The sequence below is a fragment of the Lichenibacterium ramalinae genome, from assembly GCF_004137085.1.
Taxonomy (GTDB): Bacteria; Pseudomonadota; Alphaproteobacteria; order Rhizobiales; family Beijerinckiaceae; genus Lichenihabitans; species Lichenihabitans ramalinae.
Genome location: NZ_QYBC01000005.1, coordinates 119,090 through 139,988, shown reverse-complemented (window position 1 = coordinate 139,988; position 20,899 = coordinate 119,090). Strand labels below are relative to the sequence as shown.

Annotated in this window: 23 protein-coding genes and 1 riboswitch; of the genes, 14 read left to right on the top strand and 9 right to left on the bottom strand. The window is 72.1% G+C overall.

The window, feature by feature from the left end; genetic code table 11:
• The first annotated feature begins 89 nt into the window (after window positions 1–89).
• Entirely contained in the window at window positions 90–1,292 is a 1,203-nt protein-coding gene (locus D3272_RS07510) for a mandelate racemase/muconate lactonizing enzyme family protein (protein ID WP_129218544.1), read from the top strand.
• 26 nt (window positions 1,293–1,318) lie between these two features.
• Here the strand turns inward: D3272_RS07510 and D3272_RS07505 are convergent, their stop codons facing one another.
• Window positions 1,319–1,525, bottom strand: coding sequence for a hypothetical protein (locus D3272_RS07505; RefSeq protein ID WP_129218543.1), 207 nt, complete (start codon window positions 1,523–1,525; stop codon window positions 1,319–1,321).
• Window positions 1,526–1,697: 172 nt separating this feature from the next.
• Between D3272_RS07505 and D3272_RS07500 the strand changes: the two genes are divergently transcribed.
• Window positions 1,698–1,916, top strand: a complete 219-nt coding sequence (locus tag D3272_RS07500; protein WP_129218542.1) for a hypothetical protein — start codon at window positions 1,698–1,700, stop codon at window positions 1,914–1,916.
• On the opposite strand, the gene hutH is transcribed toward D3272_RS07500, so the two are convergent.
• Both hutH and hutI read right to left on the bottom strand, forming a co-directional pair.
• Window positions 1,909–3,468 (bottom strand): histidine ammonia-lyase, encoded by a 1,560-nt coding sequence (gene hutH / locus D3272_RS07495; protein ID WP_129218541.1) that lies wholly within the window; start codon window positions 3,466–3,468, stop codon window positions 1,909–1,911. The two genes, D3272_RS07500 and hutH, sit on opposite strands and share 8 nt — an antisense overlap.
• A complete protein-coding gene (gene hutI / locus D3272_RS07490; protein WP_245496434.1) occupies window positions 3,465–4,682 on the bottom strand; it encodes an imidazolonepropionase in 1,218 nt (405 codons plus the stop codon). Before hutI ends, hutH begins: the two co-directional genes overlap by 4 nt.
• Window positions 4,683–4,798: 116 nt before the next feature.
• On the opposite strand from hutI, the gene D3272_RS07485 reads away from it, so the two are divergent.
• The 3 genes from D3272_RS07485 to D3272_RS07475 all read left to right on the top strand — a co-directional run bounded on the left by D3272_RS07485 (window position 4,799) and on the right by D3272_RS07475 (window position 7,865).
• Complete coding sequence (locus D3272_RS07485; RefSeq protein WP_129218539.1) at window positions 4,799–6,148, top strand: formimidoylglutamate deiminase; 1,350 nt, start codon at window positions 4,799–4,801, stop codon at window positions 6,146–6,148.
• Between the two features lie 92 nt (window positions 6,149–6,240).
• Window positions 6,241–6,657: a CopG family transcriptional regulator gene (locus D3272_RS07480; protein WP_129218538.1), complete on the top strand. Its 417-nt coding sequence runs from the start codon at window positions 6,241–6,243 to the stop codon at window positions 6,655–6,657.
• A gap of 83 nt (window positions 6,658–6,740) precedes the next feature.
• On the top strand, window positions 6,741–7,865 hold the full coding sequence (locus D3272_RS07475) for an extracellular catalytic domain type 1 short-chain-length polyhydroxyalkanoate depolymerase (RefSeq protein ID WP_129218537.1): 1,125 nt from the start codon (window positions 6,741–6,743) through the stop codon (window positions 7,863–7,865).
• A gap of 52 nt (window positions 7,866–7,917) precedes the next feature.
• On the opposite strand, the gene D3272_RS07470 is transcribed toward D3272_RS07475, so the two are convergent.
• Entirely contained in the window at window positions 7,918–8,604 is a 687-nt protein-coding gene (locus tag D3272_RS07470; RefSeq protein ID WP_129218536.1) for a fumarylacetoacetate hydrolase family protein, read from the bottom strand.
• 207 nt (window positions 8,605–8,811) lie between these two features.
• Here D3272_RS07470 and D3272_RS07465 point away from each other — a divergent pair, with 207 nt between their 5' ends.
• The 3 genes from D3272_RS07465 (at window position 8,812) to D3272_RS07455 (ending at window position 10,199) form a co-directional block, all read left to right on the top strand.
• Entirely contained in the window at window positions 8,812–9,117 is a 306-nt protein-coding gene (locus D3272_RS07465) for a hypothetical protein (RefSeq protein WP_129218535.1), read from the top strand.
• Window positions 9,118–9,240: 123 nt separating this feature from the next.
• On the top strand, window positions 9,241–9,756 hold the full coding sequence (locus D3272_RS07460; protein ID WP_129218534.1) for a hypothetical protein: 516 nt from the start codon (window positions 9,241–9,243) through the stop codon (window positions 9,754–9,756).
• Window positions 9,753–10,199 (top strand): DUF421 domain-containing protein, encoded by a 447-nt coding sequence (locus tag D3272_RS07455; RefSeq protein WP_129218533.1) that lies wholly within the window; start codon window positions 9,753–9,755, stop codon window positions 10,197–10,199. The genes D3272_RS07460 and D3272_RS07455 overlap by 4 nt, the downstream gene beginning before the upstream one ends.
• An 80-nt stretch (window positions 10,200–10,279) precedes the next feature.
• On the opposite strand, the gene clpS is transcribed toward D3272_RS07455, so the two are convergent.
• Window positions 10,280–10,585 (bottom strand): ATP-dependent Clp protease adapter ClpS, encoded by a 306-nt coding sequence (gene clpS / locus D3272_RS07450; protein ID WP_129218532.1) that lies wholly within the window; start codon window positions 10,583–10,585, stop codon window positions 10,280–10,282.
• A gap of 244 nt (window positions 10,586–10,829) precedes the next feature.
• The gene (locus tag D3272_RS07445; protein ID WP_129218531.1) at window positions 10,830–11,021 is read right to left on the bottom strand and encodes a hypothetical protein; all 192 of its coding nucleotides are present in this window, start codon (window positions 11,019–11,021) and stop codon (window positions 10,830–10,832) included.
• Between the two features lie 150 nt (window positions 11,022–11,171).
• Here D3272_RS07445 and D3272_RS07440 point away from each other — a divergent pair, with 150 nt between their 5' ends.
• Together D3272_RS07440 and D3272_RS07435 are read left to right on the top strand one after the other, a co-directional pair.
• Window positions 11,172–11,945, top strand: a complete 774-nt coding sequence (locus D3272_RS07440) for an SDR family oxidoreductase (RefSeq protein WP_129218530.1) — start codon at window positions 11,172–11,174, stop codon at window positions 11,943–11,945.
• Window positions 11,946–12,148: 203 nt separating this feature from the next.
• Window positions 12,149–12,778, top strand: coding sequence for a YciE/YciF ferroxidase family protein (locus D3272_RS07435; protein ID WP_129218529.1), 630 nt, complete (start codon window positions 12,149–12,151; stop codon window positions 12,776–12,778).
• Window positions 12,779–12,850: 72 nt separating this feature from the next.
• Here the strand turns inward: D3272_RS07435 and thiC are convergent, their stop codons facing one another.
• On the bottom strand, window positions 12,851–14,716 hold the full coding sequence (gene thiC / locus D3272_RS07430; RefSeq protein WP_129218528.1) for a phosphomethylpyrimidine synthase ThiC: 1,866 nt from the start codon (window positions 14,714–14,716) through the stop codon (window positions 12,851–12,853).
• 63 nt (window positions 14,717–14,779) lie between these two features.
• Window positions 14,780–14,885, bottom strand: a riboswitch (TPP riboswitch).
• A gap of 116 nt (window positions 14,886–15,001) precedes the next feature.
• On the opposite strand from thiC, the gene D3272_RS07425 reads away from it, so the two are divergent.
• The 4 genes from D3272_RS07425 to D3272_RS07410 all read left to right on the top strand — a co-directional run bounded on the left by D3272_RS07425 (window position 15,002) and on the right by D3272_RS07410 (window position 18,477).
• On the top strand, window positions 15,002–15,346 hold the full coding sequence (locus tag D3272_RS07425; protein ID WP_129218527.1) for a DUF433 domain-containing protein: 345 nt from the start codon (window positions 15,002–15,004) through the stop codon (window positions 15,344–15,346).
• Complete coding sequence (locus D3272_RS07420) at window positions 15,346–15,783, top strand: type II toxin-antitoxin system VapC family toxin (RefSeq protein ID WP_129218526.1); 438 nt, start codon at window positions 15,346–15,348, stop codon at window positions 15,781–15,783. The genes D3272_RS07425 and D3272_RS07420 overlap by 1 nt, the downstream gene beginning before the upstream one ends.
• Window positions 15,784–15,835: 52 nt before the next feature.
• Window positions 15,836–16,291 (top strand): hypothetical protein, encoded by a 456-nt coding sequence (locus D3272_RS07415; RefSeq protein WP_129218525.1) that lies wholly within the window; start codon window positions 15,836–15,838, stop codon window positions 16,289–16,291.
• Between the two features lie 185 nt (window positions 16,292–16,476).
• Window positions 16,477–18,477 (top strand): SPFH domain-containing protein, encoded by a 2,001-nt coding sequence (locus tag D3272_RS07410; protein WP_129218524.1) that lies wholly within the window; start codon window positions 16,477–16,479, stop codon window positions 18,475–18,477.
• A 45-nt stretch (window positions 18,478–18,522) separates the two neighbouring features.
• Here the strand turns inward: D3272_RS07410 and D3272_RS07405 are convergent, their stop codons facing one another.
• Window positions 18,523–19,704, bottom strand: coding sequence for a PAS domain-containing protein (locus D3272_RS07405; RefSeq protein WP_129218523.1), 1,182 nt, complete (start codon window positions 19,702–19,704; stop codon window positions 18,523–18,525).
• A 187-nt stretch (window positions 19,705–19,891) separates the two neighbouring features.
• Window positions 19,892–20,866, bottom strand: coding sequence for a S1C family serine protease (locus tag D3272_RS07400; protein WP_129218522.1), 975 nt, complete (start codon window positions 20,864–20,866; stop codon window positions 19,892–19,894).
• Between the last annotated feature and the right edge of the window lie 33 nt (window positions 20,867–20,899).

Sequence of the window (20,899 nt, the reverse complement as noted above, 5' to 3'; positions counted from 1 at the left end):
CGAAGAAAGCCGATACTGCACCAGGCGGTGTCGGCTTGGCTTGGAAGCGCCTCGGCGGTTCCGAGCCGTTACGGCACCAGGGACACGCCATGAAGATCACCGCCATCGAGACGCTGCGGACGGCCGAGTTCGCCAATGTCATCTGGGTGCGGGTCCACACCGACGGCGGCGTCGTGGGGCTCGGCGAAACCTTCTACGGGGCGGGCGCGGTCGAGAGCCACATCCACGACACGCTGGCGGGGCGGCTGCTCGGCCGGAACCCGTTGCACATCGAGGCGCTGCACCGCGAGATGCTGAACCTGCCGATGGCGCAGGCCAGCACGGGCGTTGAATACCGCGCCGCCTCGGCCATCGACATCGCGCTCTGGGACGCCTTCGGGAAGGTCTGCGGCCAGCCCGTGCACCAGATGCTGGGGGGCCTCTGCCGCCCGCGGCAGCGCATCTACAACACCTGCGCGGGCTATGGCTACGTCCGCTCCAACGACATCAAGCCCGTCTCCAACTGGAACAGCGACGCCGCCGCGGCCGGCCCCTACGAGGACCTCGGCGGCTTCATGACCCGGGCCGACGCCGTGGCGGAGAGCCTGCTCGAATCCGGCATCACCGCCATGAAGATCTGGCCCTTCGATCCGGCGGCGATCCGCAACGAGGGCATGGCGATCGGCCGGGACGAGCTCAAGGCCGCCATCGCGCCCTTCGAGAAGATCCGCAAGGCCGTCGGCGACCGCATGGAGATCATGGTGGAGTTCCATTCGCTGTGGAACCTGCCCATGGCCAAGAAGCTCGCGCGCTGGCTCGAGCCCTACGAGCCGACCTGGTACGAGGACCCGATCCGCATGAACTCGCCCCAGGCCCTGGCGGAACTGGCGGCCTCGACGGATGTGTGGATCTGCGCCAGCGAGACGCTGGGCTCGCGCTTTCCCTACCGGGACATGCTCGACCGCGACGCCATGCATGTGGTGATGGCCGACCTGTGCTGGACCGGCGGCCTCACGGAGGGCCGCAAGATCGCCGCCCTGGCCGACACCTACCACCGGCCCTTCGCGCCGCACGATTGCGTCGGCCCCGTGGGCTTCATCGCCGGCATCCACGCCTCCTTCAGCCAGCCCAACACGCTGATCCAGGAAAGCGTCCGTGCCTTCTACACCGGCTGGTACCGCGAACTCGTGACCGTGATGCCGGTCATCGCGGACGGCCACGTGCTGCCCATGGAAGGGCCGGGCCTCGGCACGGAGCTGCAGCCGGCCGTGTTCAAGCGCCCGGACCTCACGGTGCGCCGCTCGGACGCGTGACGAGCCCGGGCCGCGGCGGCCCGGCCTCAGAGCTTCCCGTTCGGCTGCGGGTCGAGCCGCGACACGTCGACCGTGTGGCCGTCCCGCCGGAGCCGGTCCGCCTGGGCCTCGGCTTCGGCCTCGGTCTTGAAGGCGTCGCGGCTCACGGTGCGCCCCATCCCGTCGGTGGCCTGGACGACGTGCGTGGCGTCCTTGTCGTGCCCTCCGGGCTCCAGTTCCTTCTCGGCTCCCATGCTGGTTCCTCCTCCGGCTCGTGAGACCCGTCAACGCCGCCATGCCGTCGGTGGATGCGGCGAGCCGCGGCCGGCCGAGGCGGCGCAACCCGGGACGGTCGCGGAGGGTTCGTCCGAGGGGTCACGGCCGCACCGGGCCCGGCGCGGGACGGGCCATCCGGTGGAGGCGGCCATGGACTATGCGATCGAGCAGCTCGGCGACGATCGCCTCGCCGTGACGGCGCCCGACGGACGGCGCTTCACCTTCCCCATCGTCGAGCTGCAGGCGACCCGGCGGCGGCCGCGCCCCGCCAACAGCGCCGGAGACCTCCCCGTCAGCACGCCCCTGCAGGTCCTGGCGGAGGCGCGGCGCGCCGCCGAGGATTATGCGATCCTCAACGACCTCATCTGAGCTTCGGCGCGGCCCCGTCCTCGAGGCCCGGCAGGCTTTCGAGGCCGACCGCCGCCGTCAGCGCGCCCGAGGCGACGAGCGCGGTCGCCTCGGCCATGTCGGGCGCGAAATGGCGGTCGTCGTCGAGACCCGGCACGCGGGCCCGCAGCAGGGCGCGGGCCCGCTCCAGCGGCGCGCTGGAGCGCAGCGGCGCGTGAAAGTCGCAGCCCTGTGCGGCGGCGAGGAGTTCGATGCCGACGACGTCGGCGGCATTGCGCGCCATGGCGAGCAGGCGGCGCGCGCCATGCGTCGCCATGGAAACGTGGTCCTCCTGGTTGGCGGAGGTCGGGATGGAATCGACGCTGGCGGGATGGGCGCGCTGCTTGTTCTCCGACACCAGCGCCGCCGCCGTCACCTGCGGGATCATGAAGCCGGAGTTCAGCCCCGGTCGCGGTGTCAGGAAGGCCGGCAGGCCCGACAGCGCGGGGTCGACCAGCATGGCGACGCGGCGCTCCGCGATGGAGCCGATCTCGCACAGCGCCAGCGCGATGACGTCGGCGGCGAAGGCCACGGGCTCGGCGTGGAAGTTGCCGCCCGAGATCACCTCTCCGGTGTCGGTGAACACCAGCGGGTTGTCGGACACGCCGTTGGCCTCGATGCCGAGCGTTTCGGCCGACTGGCGCAGGATGTCGAGGCAGGCGCCCATCACCTGGGGCTGGCAGCGCAGGCAATAGGGGTCCTGCACCCGGGCGTCGTCGACCCGATGCGAGTCGCGGATCGCCGAGCCCGCCATGAGGCCGCGCAGGGCCGCCGCTACCTCGCCCTGGCCGCGGTGGCGGCGCAGCGCGTGGATGCGGGGATCGAAGGGACCGTCCGAGCCGCGGGCCGCGTCGGTGGCGAGCGCCCCGGTGACGAGCGCGGTCTGGAACACGCGCTCCGCCTCGAAGAGCCCGGCCAGCGCCAGGGCGGTCGACACCTGCGTGCCGTTGAGCATCGCCAGCCCCTCCTTGGGGCCGAGTTCGACCGGGACGAGGCCCGCCCCCGCCAGCGCCTCGGCGGCCGGGACGGTGCGGCCCTCGACCATGAAGGCGCCGACGCCCATCAGGGCGGCCGTCATGTGGGCCAGGGGCGCGAGGTCGCCCGAGGCGCCGACGGATCCCTTGCCGGGGATCACCGGCACGAGGTCGCCCCGCAGGCAGGCGTCGAGCATCGCCAGCGTGTCCCAGCGCAGGCCCGACGCGCCCTGGCCGAGGCTCGCGACCTTCAACGCCATGACGAGGCGCACCACCGCCACCGGCAGGGGTTCGCCGACGCCCGCCGCGTGGGACAGGACGATGTTGCGCTGCAGCCGCGCCAGGTCCCCGGCGGCGATCCGCACGCTGGCGAGCTTGCCGAAGCCGGTGTTGACCCCGTAGACGGGCTCGCCCTTGGCCACGATGGCGTCGACCACGGCGGTCGAGCGCTCGACGGCGGGCCGGCAGGCCGGATCGAGCGCCGCGCCGCGGCCGAAATAGATGGCGCGCCAGGCCGACAGCGGCACGGCGCCGGGCGTGAGGACGAGGCTGTCGGTCATGATGCGATCCCGCGGCGGATGCGCCGGTGCAGGGGGTTGAAGCCGATGCGGCAGAGGAGCTCGGCCGGTCGCTCGACGTCCCACACGGCGAGGTCGGCCCATTTGCCCGCCTCCAGCGTCCCGGTCTCGGCGAGGAGCCCGAGGGCGCGGGCCGCCTCGCGGGTGATGCCGGCGAGGCACTCGTCCACGGTGAGGCGGAACAGCGTCGCCGCCATGTTGGCGGCGAAGAGCAGCGAGGTCAGCGGCGAGGTGCCGGGGTTGTAGTCGGTCGCCACCGCCATGCGGGTGCCGTGGCGGCGGAAGGCCGCGACCGGCGGGCGCTGGGTTTCTCGCAGGAAGTAGAAGGCTCCGGGCAGCAGCACCGCCACCGTGCCGGCCGCCGCCAGGGCGGCGGCGCCCGCCTCCGAGGCATGTTCGAGATGGTCGGCCGAGAGTGCGCCGTAGCGGGCAGCCAGGGCAGCGCCGCCGAGGTCCGACAGCTGGTCGGCGTGGAGCTTCACGGGCAGGCCGAGGCCGCGCGCGGCGTCGAAGACGCGGGCGATCTGCGCGGGCGAGAAGGCGATGCCCTCGCAGAAGCCGTCGACGGCGTCGACCAGCCCTTCCGCAACGAGGGCCGGCAGCATCGCGTCGGCGACGAGGCCGGCGAAGCGGTCCTTGTCGCCCGCCGCCTCGGGCGGCAGGGCATGGGCGCCGAGGAAGCTGGTCCGCACCCCGATGTCGCGCGCCTCGCCGAGCCGGCGGGCGACGCGCAGCGACCGCGCCTCGGTGGCGAGGTCGAGCCCGTAGCCGGACTTCACCTCCACGGTGGTGACGCCTTCCGCGATCAGCCGGTCGAGCCGCGCCAGCGCGCCCCCGAGCAGGGCCTCGTCCGACGCCGCCCGCGTGGCCCGCACGGAGGAGACGATGCCGCCGCCGGCGCGCGCCACCTCCTCGTAGGTCGCGCCCGCGAGGCGCATCTCGAACTCGTTCGAGCGCTCGCCGCCGTGGACGAGGTGGGTGTGGCAGTCGATCAGGCCGGGCGTCACCAGCCGCCCGCCGCAGTCGACGGGCTCGGCCCCCGCCGCAGCGGCCGCCGGCAGGCCGGCGAGCGGGCCCGCATAGGCGATGCGGCCGTCGCGGACCAGCAGCGCCCCGTCCTCGACGAGGCCGAGGCCGCCCGCGGGATCGGCCAGGGTCGCCAGGCGGGCGCCGCGATAGAGGACAGGCTGGGACATGGCGCCTCGCATCCGATCGGGTTCGGCGGCCCGCGCGGTCGCCGGGGCGGCCTTGAGCCGCGGGCAACTTGTATATACAAGTTGCGGTGGAGGCAACGGCCCCTCCGGAGCGCGCCATGCACCCGATCCATTTCGACCTGCTGCTCACGTCCGAGGGTTGGCGCCGGGACGTCACGGTCGCGGTGGCGGGGGGCCGCGTTTCGGCCCTGGTGCCGGGACGGTCGCCGGGGGCGCCCTCCCACCGCATCGGCGTGCCGGGGCTGCCCAACCTCCACTCCCACGCCTTCCAGCGCGGCATGGCGGGCCTCACCGAGACGCGCGGGGCGGGGCCGGACAGCTTCTGGTCCTGGCGCGACGTCATGTACCGCTTCGCCCTCGCCATGACGCCCGACGACGTCGAGGCCGTGGCGAGCGAACTCTATGTCGAGATGCTGGAAGCGGGCTTCACGCGCGTCGGCGAGTTCCACTACCTCCACCACGCGCCGGACGGGCACCCCTACGACGACGTGGCCGAGATGGGCACCCGCATCGCCGCCGCGGCCGGCACCGCCGGCATCGGCCTGACGCTGCTGCCCGTGTTCTATGCCCGGGCGGGTTTCGACGGCGCGCCGGCCGGCGGGGGCCAGCGCCGCTTCGCCTGCGACCTCGACCGCTACGCGGCGCTGCTCGCCGGAAGCGAAAGGGCCATCGCGGGGCTCGACGGCGCCAACCTCGGCGTGGCGCCCCACAGCCTGCGCGCCGCGGCGCCCGGGGAACTCGGCGCCGTGGCGGCGATGGCGGGCGGGCGTCCGGTGCACATCCACGTTGCCGAGCAGGTGAAGGAGGTCGAGGACTGCATGGCGCAGCGCGGCGCCCGGCCCGTCGCCTGGCTGCTCGACCACGCGCCGGTCGACGCGCACTGGTGCCTGATCCACGCCACCCACATGACCGACGCCGAATGCGCCGCCCTGGCGGCCCGCGGCGCGGTGGCGGGCCTGTGCCCCGTGACGGAAGCCAACCTCGGGGACGGCATCTTCGACGCGCCGCGCTTCCGAGACGCCGGCGGGCGCTTCGGGGTCGGCTCCGATTCCAACGTCGCCATCGATGCCGCCGGGGAATTGCGCCAGCTCGAATATTCCCAGCGGCTGGCGCGGCGCGCCCGCAACGTGCTGGCGCCGCCCGGCGGCTCCACCGGCGAGGCCCTGTTCACGGCCGCGCTCGCCGGCGGCGCGGCGGCGCTCGGACAGGCGGGCGCGGGCCTCGCCGCCGGCGCCCCGGCCGACATCGTCTCGCTCGACGCCGACCACCCCGCCCTCGCCGGCCACGGCCCCGCCACGGTCCTCGACGCCTGGGTCTTCGGCGCCGGGACGGCGCTCGTCGACGCCGTGTGGACCCGCGGCATCCAGCAGGTGGCGGGCGGGCGGCACCGGCACCGGGATGTGGTGCGGCGGCGCTTCGCCGCCAGCATGGCGCGTCTCGCGGGCTGACGCGCCCTGGCCGAAGTTTCGGTCTCCAGCCCCTTGCATCTCCACCGACGCCCCCGATCTACCATCCAGTGGGATGGTATGGAGATGGTCGGATGGGCAAGGTGCAGGATCTCAGGCCCCGCGCCGGGGACAGCGAGAAGATCACCATCAACCTCGGCTTCGTCGACCTCGGCCAGATCGACCTCCTGGTCCAGGACGGGTTCTACGCCAACCGGACGGACTTCATCCGCACCGCCATCCGCAACCAGCTCGACCGGCACGGCGAGGCCGTGAAGCAGTCGGTGGCGCGCAAGCGCCTCAGCCTCGGCCTGTCGCATTACGGCCGGCAGGAACTCGAGGCCGTCGTGGCGGCGGGCGAAACGCTGGACATCCAGGTGCTGGGTCTCGCCACCATCGCCGAAGACGTGACGCCCGAACTCGCCCGCGCCGCCATCAGCTCCGTCCAGGTGCTGGGGGCGCTGCAGGCCAGCCCCGCCGTCCGATCCGCCCTCGCCGACCGCATGCGCTGACGGCCGACGACCTCAACCCGAACGCCCCGAACCGTGAACCCCGCCGCCGCGGGGAACGACCCTCCACGCCCGAAGGACACCCCATGTTCGCCAGATCCACCTTCGCCAAGCCTGCCTTCGCCAAGCCTGCCTTCGCCAAGCCCGCCTTCGCCAAGCCCGCCTTCGACCTCGGCGGCTTCGCCAGCCTGCCGAAGCTCGCCGGCCTCGCCGCTCTGAAGATGCCCCGCGGCCTGCCGGACCTGCGGGACGGCGCCGGCCTGCCTCCCGCCATGCGCGACATGCTGGCCCGCCTCGGCGACCTCGCGCCCGCCGCCCCGCTGTGCGGGTCGGCGCCGGCCGCCGCGGTGGCGGTGGCGGTGCCGCCCGGCGCGCGCTTCGAGGAGCTGACGCATGCGGGCCCGGCCGGCACGCTCGGCTACAGGCTCTACGTGCCGGCCCGGGCCGCCGACGGCCCCATGCCGCTCGTCGTGATGCTGCACGGCTGCACGCAGTCGCCGGAAGACTTCGCCGCCGGCACGCAGATGAACGCCGTCGCCGAGGCGGAGGGCATCCTCGTCGCCTATCCGCGCCAGACCCGGGCCGGCAACGCCCAGAAATGCTGGAACTGGTTCGATCCCAAGGACCAGGGGCGCGACCGCGGCGAGCCCGCGCTGATCGCCGGCATGGTGCGGGACATCCTGCGCGACCACGCCGCCGATCGCTCGCGCGTCTATGTGGCGGGGCTGTCGGCAGGCGGCGCCGCCGCCGCCATCCTGGGGCAGGCCTATCCCGACGTCTTCGCGGCGGCGGGCGTGCATTCGGGCCTCGCGGCGGGCGCCGCGACCGACATGCCGGGAGCCTTCACGGCGATGCGCGGCGGCGGGCGGGCGGCGCCGGGGCGTGCCGTGCCCACCATCGTGTTCCATGGCAGCGGCGACCACACGGTGGCGCCGGCGAACGCCGTCGCCGTCGCCGCACAGGCGCGCGGCGGGGCCGACCTGGCCGAGGCGGTGTCGCGCGGACGGGCGGAGGGCGGGCTCGCCTTCACCCGCACGGTCGAGACCGACCCCAAAGGGCTGCCCCTGGTCGAGCGCTGGCTCGTCGATGGCGCCGGCCATGCCTGGTCGGGCGGCAGCGCGGCGGGATCCTACACGGAGCCGCGCGGCCCGGACGCCAGCCGCGAAATGCTGCGCTTCTTCCTGCGGCACCGTCTCGTGGCCGGCGCCTGACGCCGGTGCAGGCTCCGCGGATGGAGCGAGCCGGTGCCTGGATGCCGTCGTCTCAGGCGATGCGCGTCCTCAGCACCGGCAGGTCCGCCACCCGCCCCTCGAGCCGGTCGCCGCGCCCCACTGCGCCGACGCCCTCAGGCGTGCCGGTGAAGATGAGGTCGCCCGGCGCCAGCCGCACCAGCCCCGACAGGTAGGCGATGGTTTCAGGGACCGACCAGATCATGCGGCTCACGTCGGAGGACTGGCGCGTTTCGCCGTTGACCTTGAGTTCCAGGGCACCGCGCGTCAGCACGCCGGTCGCCGAAATTGGCACGAGGTCGCCCACCGGCGCGGACAGGTCGAAGCCCTTGGCCATGTCCCAGGGGCGCGCGGCCTTCTTGGCCTGGGCCTGCAGGTCGCGCCGCGTCATGTCGAGGCCGACGCCATAGCCCCACACGTGGGCCTGCGCGTCGCCCTCGGCGATGTCGGCCCCGCCCGTGCCGATGGCGACGACGAGTTCGAGCTCGAAATGCAGGTCCGCCGTGGCGGCGGGATAGGGCATGTCGGCCCCGCCGGTCACGACGGCGTCGGCCGGCTTGGCGAAGAAGAAGGGCGGCTCGCGGGTCGGGTCTCCGCCCATCTCGCGCGCGTGTTCGGCATAGTTGCGGCCGACGCAGAAGATGCGCCGCACCGGGAAGGATCCCCCGCCCGCCACGGGAACGGCCGCGACCGGCGGCGGCGCGATGACGTAATCGGACATGGTAAGGCTCCTTCCCGGGTCGTGCGGGCCCTGGTTTAGGGCAGAACGCCGCCGGTTGGGAAGGCGCCCGAGCGGGCGCCGGGGCCGGACGGCTCGATAAACCGGGCCTGAACCGATCGGTTCAACGTAGGTTCCCGGCCTGGCTCTAAACACCGACCTGTCCTCGACGGATGCAGACCTCTGCACCGCAGGCCCAGGAGACGCACCATGGATCCGAAAAACACGACGCTTAGCGGCGAGATCACCGACATCTTCGCTCACCGCTTCGTGATCAAGACCGATGCCGGCAACGTCCTCGCCGACCTGGGCCCCAAGGGCGCCGAGAAGGCGATGCTGAAGGTCGGCGAGCGCGTGGACGTGACGGGCGAGATGAAGCCGTCGGAACTGAAGGTCGGCCGCCTCGTGCGGGCCGGGCAGGAGCCGGTGGTCATCGACCACGACAAGCCGAAGCCCAAGCCCGGCGACGACCACAAGCCCGGCCCTGGCCACAAGCCCCACGAAAAGACCGCCTGAGCGCCCCGGCCATGGCCGGCCGCGTCCTCCCGTGACGACGGCCGGCACCCCGATGTCAGCCGCGCCGGAGGCGCTTCCGCCCCCGGCGGGTGCGTCCCGGGCGGACACGGCCCAGGAGGACCGATGCGCGACAGCCCACCCATGTCGGACGAACTCAGGAACGGGTTCTATCCGGATTTCGAGTCAGGCTGGCGCCGTGCCGAGGTCGTCGGTCGGATCGCCATGCTGCTCGTCGTCGCCGCGACCCTGGCGGGCCTGCTCGGCGGAGGCCCGGCGACCCTGTGGACCTCCCACGTCGCCGCCGGCGCACTGCGGGTCGAGTTCCCGCCGGTCATCCGCTTCGGGACGCCGACAGGCCTCACGCTGCACGTGGACCCCCGGAGCGACCAGACGGCCGTGGCGATCGCCATGCCGGCCGCCCTCGTGAAGCGCTTCGGCCTCCAGAGCGTCACGCCCCGGCCGCTCGCCTGGAGCGCCGGGCCGGACGGCGAGGTGCGGATGACCTTCGGCGTTCTGCCCGGGCTGAAGGATCTCGTGGTGGAGGTGGGCGGCATGCCGATCGGCAGCGGCAGCCTCGAGCTGTCGGCGCGGCTCGACGACGCGCCCGCCCTGTCCTGGTCGCAGGCGATCCTGCCATGAGCACCGTCCTCAAGGCCGCCGCCGCCTACCTCGTCATCCTGTTCGCCATGCGGCTCATCGGGCGCCGCACCGCGAGCCAGCAGGCCCCCTTCGACATGGTGGTGCTGTTCCTGTTCGGCGGCATGACCACGGCCGCGATCCTCGGCGAGGACCGATCCTTCACGGCGGCCATGACGGGCGTGTTCACGGTCGGCCTGATGCACGTGCTGGTGTCGTGGCTCAAGCTGAGGTCGGTGCTGATCGAGCGGATCGTCGATGGCACGCCCATCGTGGTCTACGACGGGGGCCGCTGGGCCGAAGACGCGATGCGCAAGCTGCGCATGCAGGAGGCGGACATCCGCACCGCCATGCGCCAGGGCGGCATGACGGACGAGAAGGCCATGCGCTATGCCGTCGTCGAACGCGACGGCACCATCTCTATCATCCCGGCAGAGGACGGCTGAGGCGGGGCCGCTCCGAAACCCGCGACGCCATACGGGCGGTCATGCGGGCGAAGGCCGCCGCCCGACCTGCGAACCCGCCGTCACTCCTCGGGTTCAGTGGTGAACTGCAGCGGAAAGCCGCGCGAGCGGCCGAGGTCGGTCGCGCGATCGGCCTTGGTCTCGGCGACGTCGCGCGGATAGACGGCGATCACGCAGGAGCCCTTGCGGTGTGCGGTCAGCATCACGGCATTGGCGTTGGATTCGCCCATCTTGAACTCGGCCTTCAGCACCATGACGACGAACTCGCGCGGCGTGTAGTCGTCGTTGATCAGGATGACCTTGTAGAGCTTGGGCCGCTCCACCTTCGTGGTGGTGGCGGGCCGCGTGTCGAAGGTTGTGTCGGGCATGGCCGAGGTCGCTTTCGGCGGGTCGCGTGATGGGGTCGGTGGGGCCAAGCCCGGCGAGGCTCGCCGGTGAACGCATGCCACCGTCCGGCCGCCGCGTCCATGCCCCCCGGGCCGCGCCGGATGCACGGCCCGGGGGGCATGGCGTCAGAATCCTGGAGGCATGGAACGCGTGGTTGGATGCCCGCTGAAGACGGAAGAGGCACCTCTCTTCGTCTTCGGCGCAAGGGCATCCGTTCACAGGCTCTCAGCGCTTGGGCGCCTGGTCGGTGCCCGCACCCGCGCCGGTATCGGCGCCGCCGAAGGCTTCCTTCACCTCGTCCTCGCTGATCCGCGCCCCGGGATTGCCGGGCTGGCCCAGGTTCTGCTCCTCGGTGCCGTCGCCCATCATGCCGGGATGCTGCGTCGCACTGCCCGCCTTGTCCTTGTCGTCCGCCATGGCCTTGGCCCTCTCGGTCTGCCCGAAGGGCGAAGAGGCCCCCGGCGCACCGTGACAACCCGCTCGGCACGGCGCTTGATCCGGGGCGCCTCGCCGCGGCGCGTCGCCGAGCCTATATGCGGCGCATCGCCACTGAGGAGATGAACGCCCATGAGGATCGATCTGACGGGCAAGCGCGCCCTGGTGCTGGGCGCCAGCGGGGGGCTCGGAGGCGCCATCGCCAGGGGCCTCGGGGAGGCCGGTGCCCGTGTCGCCGTGTCGAGCCGCTCGGGCGACAAGCTCGCGTCGCAGTTCCCCGATGCCGGAACCTACCCCCGGATCGTCGCCGATCTCGCGACGCCCGGCATCGGCCGGACCATCGCCGCGCAGGCGCTCGACGTGCTGGGCGGGGTCGACATCCTGGTCAACAATTCCGGCGGCCCGCCCCCCACCACCGCGCTCGGCGCCACCGAAGCGCAGTGGCGGGCGCAGTTCGACGCCATGGTGATGGCCCTCGTGGACCTCACGGGCGCGCTGGTGCCGGGCATGCGCGAGCGCGGCTGGGGGCGGATCGTCACGGTGGCGTCCTCGGGCATCGTCGCGCCCATCCCCAACCTCGCCCTGTCGAACGCCCTGCGCTCGGCCCTGCTCGGCTGGTCGAAGACCTTGGCCGGCGAGGTCGCCGGCGACGGCGTGACGGTCAATCTCGTCCTGCCCGGGCGCATCGCCACCTCGCGCGTCGAGGCGCTCGACAAGGCCAATGCGCAGCGCAGCGGCAGGAGCCTGGAGGAGGTGGCGGCGGCGGCCCTCGCCACCATCCCGGCCGGACGCTATGGCGCCCCGGAGGAGTTCGCCGCCGCCGCGGTCTTCCTGGCGAGCCCGCAAGCCTCCTACATCACGGGCACGACGCTGCGCGTCGATGGCGGTGCGCTGCGCAACGTTTGATCGCAGAGGCCCGCGACGGGACGGACGGCGGCAGGTTTCGCCGTCCCGCACATGAATCGTGATCCCGGCCGTGAACCTTCGCGGCCGCATCGGACTTGAGTCGCCCGAGAGACGGCCGGGATCTACTCCCGCCCGTTTCGCGGCGTCTCAGCATCCCCGAGACCGCCGTCTTGATCTATGTTTAGTCCGAAGAGGATCACATCATGGCCGCCAAGGAAAAGACACTCAGCGACGCCTTCTACGAGACCTTGAAGGACGTCTATTGGGCCGAGAAGCAGGGCACGCGCTCGCTCGGCAAGGCCGCCAAGGCTGCCAAGCATCCCGAGCTGAAGAAGGTCTTCGAGACGCATCGCGAGGAAAGCGCCCACCAGATCGAGCGCCTGGAGCAGGTCTTCGAGATCATCGGCAAGACTGCCCGCGCCAAGACCTGCGAGGCCATGAAGGGCATCTCGGAAGAGATGACCGAGGATCTCGAGGACTTCGGTGACACGAAGGCCGCCGACGCCGTGCTGATCGGCTGCGCCCAGGCCGTCGAGCATTACGAGATCTCGCGCTACGGCACCCTCAAGTCCTGGGCGAAGCAGCTCGGCTTCGCCGAGGCCGAGAAGCTCCTCGGCGAAACGCTGGAGGAGGAGAAGAAGGCCGACCAGCTCCTCAGCGAGACCGCCGAGACGATCGCCAACGCGCAGGGCGGTTCGGGCGAGATGGAGTCCGAGGACGGCGAAGAGGACGAGGACGAAGAGGCCCGCGGCGAGCTCGAGGGCTCCGAGGCCGACGAGAAGCCCAAGGGCAAGAAGGCGTCCGGCAAGAAGAAGGAAGCCGCCCAAGCCTGAGGCGGGACGGCTGCAAGGGAGACGAGGGCGGCCATCGGCCGCCCTTCTTTCATTTCAGGCGCAACTCCCGCCTCACTCCGCGGCCGGCACGTAGAGCTGCCCGCCCCCGTCGAGGAACTCCTTCGACTTCTCCTCCATGCCGGCCATCGCCTCCGCCTCGCGGCGCAGGTCCTGGGTGATCTGCATGGAGCAGAACTTCGGGCCGCACATCGAGCAGAAATGCGCGACCTTGTGGGCGTCCTTGGGCATCGTCTCGTCGTGGAAGCGCCGCGCCGTGTCGGGGTCGAGCGCCAGGTTGAACTGGTCCTCCCAGCGAAAGTCGAACCGGGCGCGGGACAGCGCGTCGTCGCGCACCCGGGCCGCCGGATGGCCCTTGGCGAGGTCCGCCGCATGGGCGGCGATCCGGTAGGTGATGACGCCGGTCTTGACGTCGTCGCGGTCCGGCAGGCCGAGGTGTTCCTTCGGCGTGACGTAGCACAGCATGGCGGTGCCGAACCATCCGATCATGGCGGCGCCGATGCCGCTGGTGATGTGGTCGTAGCCGGGCGCGATGTCGGTGGTCAGCGGCCCGAGCGTGTAGAACGGCGCCTCGCCGCATTCGGCGAGTTGCTTGTCCATGTTGACCTTGATCTTGTGCAGCGGCACGTGGCCCGGCCCCTCGATCATCACCTGGCAGCCCCCGGCCCAGGCCACCTTGGTGAGTTCGCCCAGGGTCTCGAGTTCGGCGAATTGCGAGGCGTCGTTGGCGTCGGCGATCGATCCCGGGCGCAGCCCGTCGCCGAGCGAGAAGGACACGTCGTAGCGCCGCATGATGGCGCAGATCTCGTCGAAGCGCTCGTAGAGGAAGCTTTCACGGTGGTGCGCCAGGCACCAGCGCGCCATCATGGAGCCGCCGCGGCTGACGATGCCGGTGACGCGCCGGGCGGTCAGCGGCACGTGGGCGAGTCGCACCCCGGCATGGATGGTGAAATAGTCGACGCCCTGCTCGGCCTGCTCGATCAGCGTGTCCTTGAACACCTCCCAGTCGAGCTTGACGGGGTCGCCCCCCACCTTCTCCAGCGCCTGATAGATCGGCACCGTGCCGATCGGCACCGGCGAATTGCGGATGATCCAGGAGCGGATGTTGTGGATGTTGCGGCCCGTCGACAGGTCCATGACGGTGTCGGCGCCCCAGCGGATCGCCCAGACCAGCTTCTCCACCTCCTCGGCGGCGCCCGACGTGACGGCGGAATTGCCGATGTTGGCGTTGACCTTGACGAGGAAGTTGCGCCCGATGGCCATGGGCTCGACTTCGGGATGGTTGATGTTGGCCGGGATGATGGCGCGGCCGCGCGCGATCTCGCTGCGCACGAACTCCGGGGTCACGAAATCCGGCAGGGCGGCGCCGAAGCTGTCCCCGTCGGCGAGCCGTGCCGCAGCCTCGGCATGGGCACCCTCGCGGGCGAGGTTCTCGCGATGCGCCACGTAGACCATCTCTTCCGTGACGATGCCGGCGCGGGCGAACTCGTATTGCGTCGCCATCCGGCCGTCGCGCGCGGCCCGCAGCGTGCGATGCGCCGGGCAGGCCTCGGCGATCCTGTCGTCCGGGAGGTTGCCGTTGTCCTCCGGGCGCAGGGCGCGGCCCGCCACGACATCGAAGCCGCGGCCCGCGATCCAGCCTTCGCGGATGGCAGGCAGGCCTCGGCGCAGGTCGATGCGGGCGTCGGCCTCGGTGTAGGGGCCGGACGGATCGTAGACCCGCACCGGCGGCTCCTTGGGATCGCTGAGCGCGATCTCGCGGAAGGGCACGCGGATGTTGGGATGGGCGGCGGGCGCCGCGTAGACCTTGCGCGAGCCGACGATCGGTCCCGTCGTCACGCTGTCGGGCGCGGGCGCGCGGTTGAAGGGCGCCGGAGTTTCGGCGAGCTGAGCCTTCGTTTCGGATGGAAGCAGCGACATGGATCTCCTCCTGCAGGTTGGAGACCCGGGCGCGAGGAGATGGAGAGTGCGGGCCGCACGCGTCGCGCGGACCTATCCCGTCCCTTCGCCGGCATGACCCGGATCAGGTTCAAAGGGATCGGCTCGTCGCCGTCTCAGCCCCGATCGTGGGACGCCCCTCGGACAAGGCCGAGACTGCCGCGCCGCGGACTGGGCGTCAAGCCGCCTCCGGCGCACCGCGCCGGCTCATCCGGTCGTTGCAGGACGAGGCGGCGCGGCTTAGATTGACGGGGCCAGGAGGCCGCGATGGACAGGGACCACGACCACGACTGGCGCCCGGGCGACGACATCGCCGGCCCGCAGCGGCGCGCGCCGCCGCCCGGTGTCGAGACCGATCGGTCCGGCATCCCCGTCATCGCCGGCACCGGCATCGAGGCCCACCGCATCGCCGCGCTGATCGCCGGCGGCATGGACCTCGACGAGGTGCTGGGCGACTACCTGTCGCTGACGCGCGGCCAGGTCCTGGCCGCCAAGGCCTATGCCGACACCCATCCCTGGACGGGCGCGCCCTACCCGAGCATCACGGCCAAGAAGGCGATGCGAGACTCGGACCTCAGCGATCTCGAGCCCTTTCTGCCGATCCGACAGTGATGCGGTTCCTGCTCGACACGAACGTCGTCAGTCACATCGGTAAGCCCGGAGCAGACCGCAATCTTCGGAGATGGCTGACGAGCGTCGACGAAGAACAGATTCGGATCAGCGTCATCACGGTCCGGGAACTCTGGTACGGATCGGAGAAGGCCCGCGTCGATCGCCACGCGGCCGCGAACCTCATCGAGGCTCGCGTGTCGGCCATCCTCAATGCCTACAAGGATCGTGTGCTCGGGATCGACGACAGGGTCGCCGTCGCCTGGGCCGGCATGCTGGCGCGGTCGAACAAGCATGTGGACGACACCGGCCTCGCCGCGACCGCCGCCGTCCACGGGCTCGTCGTCGTCACCCGCAACACCGATCACCTGCGCGGCCGCGGCGTGGCGCTGCTCGACCCGTTCAGGTCTCCCGCGGCCCAGACCGCCCCGGCGATCTGACCGCGGCCCTCGCACGTTGACGCTGCGTTCCGTCCAGACCACGAGCGATCCCATGCGCCATCTCCGAGCCACCCTGCTGATCGTCGCCCTCGCAGCCTCCACCCCGGCCCTCGCGGGACCGGCCGAACGCGATGCCCACATGGACGAATACCTGACGATCTGGTCGCGCAACGGCGCCGTGACGCCCGCGACGGTCGACCGGCTCTACGCCGGGCGCGTCATCTATTACGGCCGCCCGATGTCGTCGGCCGCGGTATTCCGCGACAAGCTCGCCTTCATCCGCACCTGGCCGCGGCGCAGCTACGAGGCGGTCCCCGGCACCGTGACCAACGATTGCGGCGACGGCGCCGCGCGTTGCCGCGTCACGGCGCTGATGCGCTGGAGCCGGGCCGATGCCGCGGGCCGGCGGCGGCAGAGCGGCACCAACAGCGTGCGGCTCGACCTCGCCCGCCAGGACGGCGCCCTGAAGATCGTGCGCGAAAGCGGCAGGCCGGTCGGCTCCCGGTGAGGCGGGCTGCACGCAGGGGCAGAGCTGGAATAATCATCGGGCCCATCTTCAACCGGCGCTCGACTCGGCGTAGATGATGGCGCGGCCCCCGCGGGGGCCGACCGGCCCCTCGGGCCGGCCCGCCGGGACGGCCCACGGTCCGACACGGACCATGACGAGGCGCCGGCGGTCACGGTGCCCCTCCCATGTCAGATCTGACCGCTCTCGCCGCTGCGCTGACCACGCACGTGCTCTTCGTCGTCTCCCTCGCCCTGCTCGCGCTGCTGCTGCTTTTCTTGCTGCGCGCCGCCTTCGTCTACATCCCCAACACGCATTACGGCATCGTGGAGCGGCGCTGGAGCGCCCGGCGCAGCCGCGAATCCTTCGCCCCCATGGCGCTCGCCGGCAACGCGGGCTTCCTGCCCGAGGTCATCCGCGGCGGCTGGCACGCGCTGACGCCCTTCCAGTACCGCGTCCACAAGATGCCGCTCATCGGCATCGACCAGATCGCCTACCTGGTGGCGCGCGTCGGGCGCCAGCTCGAATCCGGCCAGGCGCTCGGCGAATGGCCGCGGGACGTGGCGGTCGACGATGCCGGCGGCTTCCTCGAGAACGGCGGCCAGGCCGGGCCCCAGCGCCGCATCCTGCGCTCGGGCACCTACGCCATCAACACCGCGCTCTTCGCCGTCATCACCGAGGACGCCATCCACCACCTCGATCCCGCCAAGACCGACGACGCCCAGTTCCAGGCCATGCTGGTCGACCGCGACGGCTTCCGCCCGGTCGTCATCAAGGACGACCGCATCGGCATCGTCACGGTGCAGGACGGGCCAGCGCTGCAGCACGGCGAGATCATCGCGCCCACCGTCGGCACGGATGCCGGCAACCCCGACCATTTCCACAATTCCTTCCAGGACATCGGCCGCTTCCTCGCCGCCGGCGGCCGGCGCGGGCGCCAGGAGCAGGTGCTGGTCGAGGGCACCTACTTCCTCAACCGGCTGTTCGCCACCGTGGAGGTCACGGGCAAGCGCCGCATCGAGATCGGCACGGTCGGGGTGATCAACTCCTTCGTGGGACGCGAGTCGGAGGAGGCCATGACGGCCGAGAACGGCCGCGGCCGCACCGTCGAGGTCGGCAGCCGCGGCATCTGGCGCCGCCCGTTGGAGCCCGGCAAATATGCCATCAACCCCTATGCCGCCGAAGTGGTCGACGTGCCCACGACCAACTTCCAGCTGCGGTGGATCGCCGGCGTGGTGAGCGCCGCCGCCATCCCCAACGGCCGCAGCTACGACGACGACCTGCGTGAGATCCCGGTCATCACGCGCGACGCCTTCGAGATCCTGGTGCCGTTGTCGATCGTGGCGCATATCGCGCCCGTCAACGCGCCCCACGTCATCCAGCGCTTCAGCCAGATCGAGCGGCTGGTCACCCAGACGCTCGACCCGTTCGTGTCGTCCTATTTCAAGGATACGGCGCAGCGGAACACCCTGCTCGACTTCATCGAACGGCGCGTCGACATCGGCAAGGAGGCACTGGCCGCCATGAAGTCACGGCTGGCGGAGCACCGGATCGAGATCGAGGAGGTGATGATCGGCACGCCCAAGCCGGCGCCGGGCGACACCCGCATGGAGGCCATGCTGGAACAGCTCCGCGCCCGCCAGCTGGCCCGCGAAGAACAGAAGACCTTCGCGGACCAGCAGGAGGCCGCCACCAAGCGCAAGGCTTTGAACGAGCAGATCGCCCTCGCCGAGCAGCAGGCCGGCATCACCCGCTCGGAACTGTCGATCCGCATCGCCGAGAACGAGGGCGCGGCCGAAACGGCGCGCAAGCGCAAGGCCGCGGACGGCATCCGGGTGATGGCGGAGGCGGAGGGCTCCGCCGAGACGGCCCGCAAGACCCGGGCGGCCGAGGGCATCCGCGTCATGGCCGAGGCCGAGGCCTATGCCGCCAAGGCGCGCGCCGAATCCTTCGGCGGCACCGAGAACCTCATGCGGCAGGCCATGATCCAGGCGCTCGTCGAGATCGCCCGGGACAGCAAGGTGCCGCTGGTGCCCTCGGTGATGATGGGCGGCGGCGCGGGCGAGGCCGGTGCCGTCGCGGGCCTGCCCGGCCTGCTGCTCGCCCTGGTGGGGCGCGACCTCGCCGGCCGGGACGCTGCCGGGACGGAGGCGGCGGCGGGCCGAAGCGCCTCCAGGCCCGAGCGTTAGGACCGGCCCACAACGGCCGAGGTGGGCCGGCGGCTCCGGGCGGCCTCAGGCCGCCCGCCCGGCCGCCTCCGACGGCTCGGCCGTCACCGTCACCAGCACGGCGGGGCGGCCGCGGTGGTCGAGGTCGATGGTGCGGCCGGAAACTGCGAGGGCGCGGCCGTCCCGCGTCCGGTGCGTCCAGCCGCCCTGCCCGGCATCGGGCTCCGGCGCTGCCGTGACGGGGCCGATGCCGTCGAGGTCGAGGGCCAGGAAGGCGTCCCGGTCCCAACCGTAGAGGGCCAGGGCCGCGGCGTTGACGGCCAGGATGGCGCGCGTGTCGCGGTGGAACACGAACATCGGCAGGGGGCAGCGCTCGAACAACTGCTGCATGTCGCCCTCGCCCCCGAAGGCGTCGCGCGCTTCCACCCGCGCCAGCAGGCTGCGTCCGTGCGCCCCGCGCCGCTCCTCGACGCTGAGCCAGGTGCCGTCCGGCAGGGCGGCGCGATAGACGCCGACCGGCGGCACGTCGCGGGCGAGGTGGAGCGCGATCCAGCTCGCCTCGCAGCCGCGCGCCCCCGGCAAGGCCGCCGCCGGCGCCGAGGCCGTGCCGAGCAGCGCGTCGAAGCGGGCGTTGCGCAGGAGGCAGCGCCCGTCAGCGTCGAAGAGCGCGAAGGCATCGGGCTCGGCATCGGCGATGCCCTGCAGCAGCGCGGCGCTGTCGCGCGCCGCCGCCTCGCCGGCCGGCACCGCGGGTGCGGCGCCGAGTGCCGGTGCGATGAGGTCGCCGAACTCGCCGAACAGCCGCCGCTGCAGGCCGGACAGCAGCGTCGTCCGGCCGCTGTCCATCAGGCAGACGGCGCCGAGGCAGCGGCCCGCGGTGGACAGGATGGGCGTGGCGGCGAGGAAGCCCCGGCCGGGCGCGACCTCCTCCATGACGCCGCCGCGGCGGGCCTGGTCGGAGGGTTCGGAGGTGGCCAGCACCTCGAAGAGACGATGGGCGGCCGCGATGGCGTCCTCCGCGCGCCAACCCTCGGGGCTCGACACGGTCTCGACCCGGAACCCGTCGGGGCCGGCCAGGACCAGGGCCGCCACGGAGACGCCGAAGAGGTCGGCCGCGAGGCCGAGGACGCGCGCCGCTTCCGGGCTGCGGACCTCCGGCACCGGGCGGCCCGGCCGGGCCGCCGCAGGCCGGCGCGCGGCGGGCGGGATCATCCGGTCGCGAAGGCTGTGGAGCGTAGCGGTGGCCATCGGGATTTTCCGGAACTCTGGAACACCCGGAAAACCATAAGCCGCGATCGTTACCCGGGCGTTGCCGCGAGCCGGCCGTCATACGGCCGCCAAGTCCGAATGCGCCGGGCCCGGGCCTGGATGTCCCCCAGGGACCGCCAAGCACGTGTCTTCGCCTCCGGGGAACACGCCATCCCTCCACACACCGTCAGTGGAGGCGCGGCGTCTTCAGGAACTGGCGACGGTCCGCCGCCGTCACGCGCAGGTCGAAGACGTCGCCTTCCCGCTCCAGCGTCAGCGGCACCTCGACGCCCGGGCCCCCGAGGGCCCACATGGACCGGTAGAAGTCCGCCAGGTTGGCGATGTCCATCCCGGCCGCGACCTTGACGATGTCGCCCTTGCGCAGCCCGGCGCGGTCCGCCGGCCCCTTGTCGGCCACCCCCACGATGACGACGTTCTTGTCGATCTCGTGGGCGTAGACGCCGAGCCAGGGCCGCGCCGATCCCAGCTTGCCGGACAGCAGGCTCTCGTAGATCGGCACCAGCAATTCGCTCGGCACCACCATGTTGAGGGCCTTCAGCCGTCCGCCGTTCACCTGGTGCTGCAGCTGCAGCGAGCCGATGCCGAGGAGCTCGCCCGTCGATCCGATCAGTGCCGCCCCGCCCCAGTTGGGATGTCCGGGCGCGGTGAAGATCGCTTCCTCGATGAGGTACTCCCAGTAGCCGGCGAATTCCTGCCGGGCGACGATCTCGGCCGCGACCGAGTGGCGACGCCCCCCGGCCCCGGCCAGGATCACCCGCTCGCCCACGCCCGCGTGCCGGGAATCGCCGAGCTTCAGCGCCGGCAGGCCGAGCGGCTCCAGCGCCTGGACGAGGCCGAAGCCCGTCGCGCCGTCGTAGCCCAGCACGTGGCCCGGCACGACGCGACCCCGATGGGTCTCGAGCAGCACCTCCTCGGCCTCGGTGATGAGGTAGCCGATCGTCAGGACCACGCCGTCCTCGCGGATCACCACCCCGTTGCCGCCGCGCTCGACCCCGAGCGTTTCGGCCGTGTAGGCGTCCTCGTCGACGCGCGCCGACAGGCCCACGACCGCCGACAGGGCGCGGTCGAGATCGAAACCGTAATCGGCGGCCTTGGGCTGCGCGCGGGGGGAAACTTCCCAATCGTCGTACTCGTCGCTCACCGCATCCGTCTCCCGAGCTGCCCCTCAGATTTC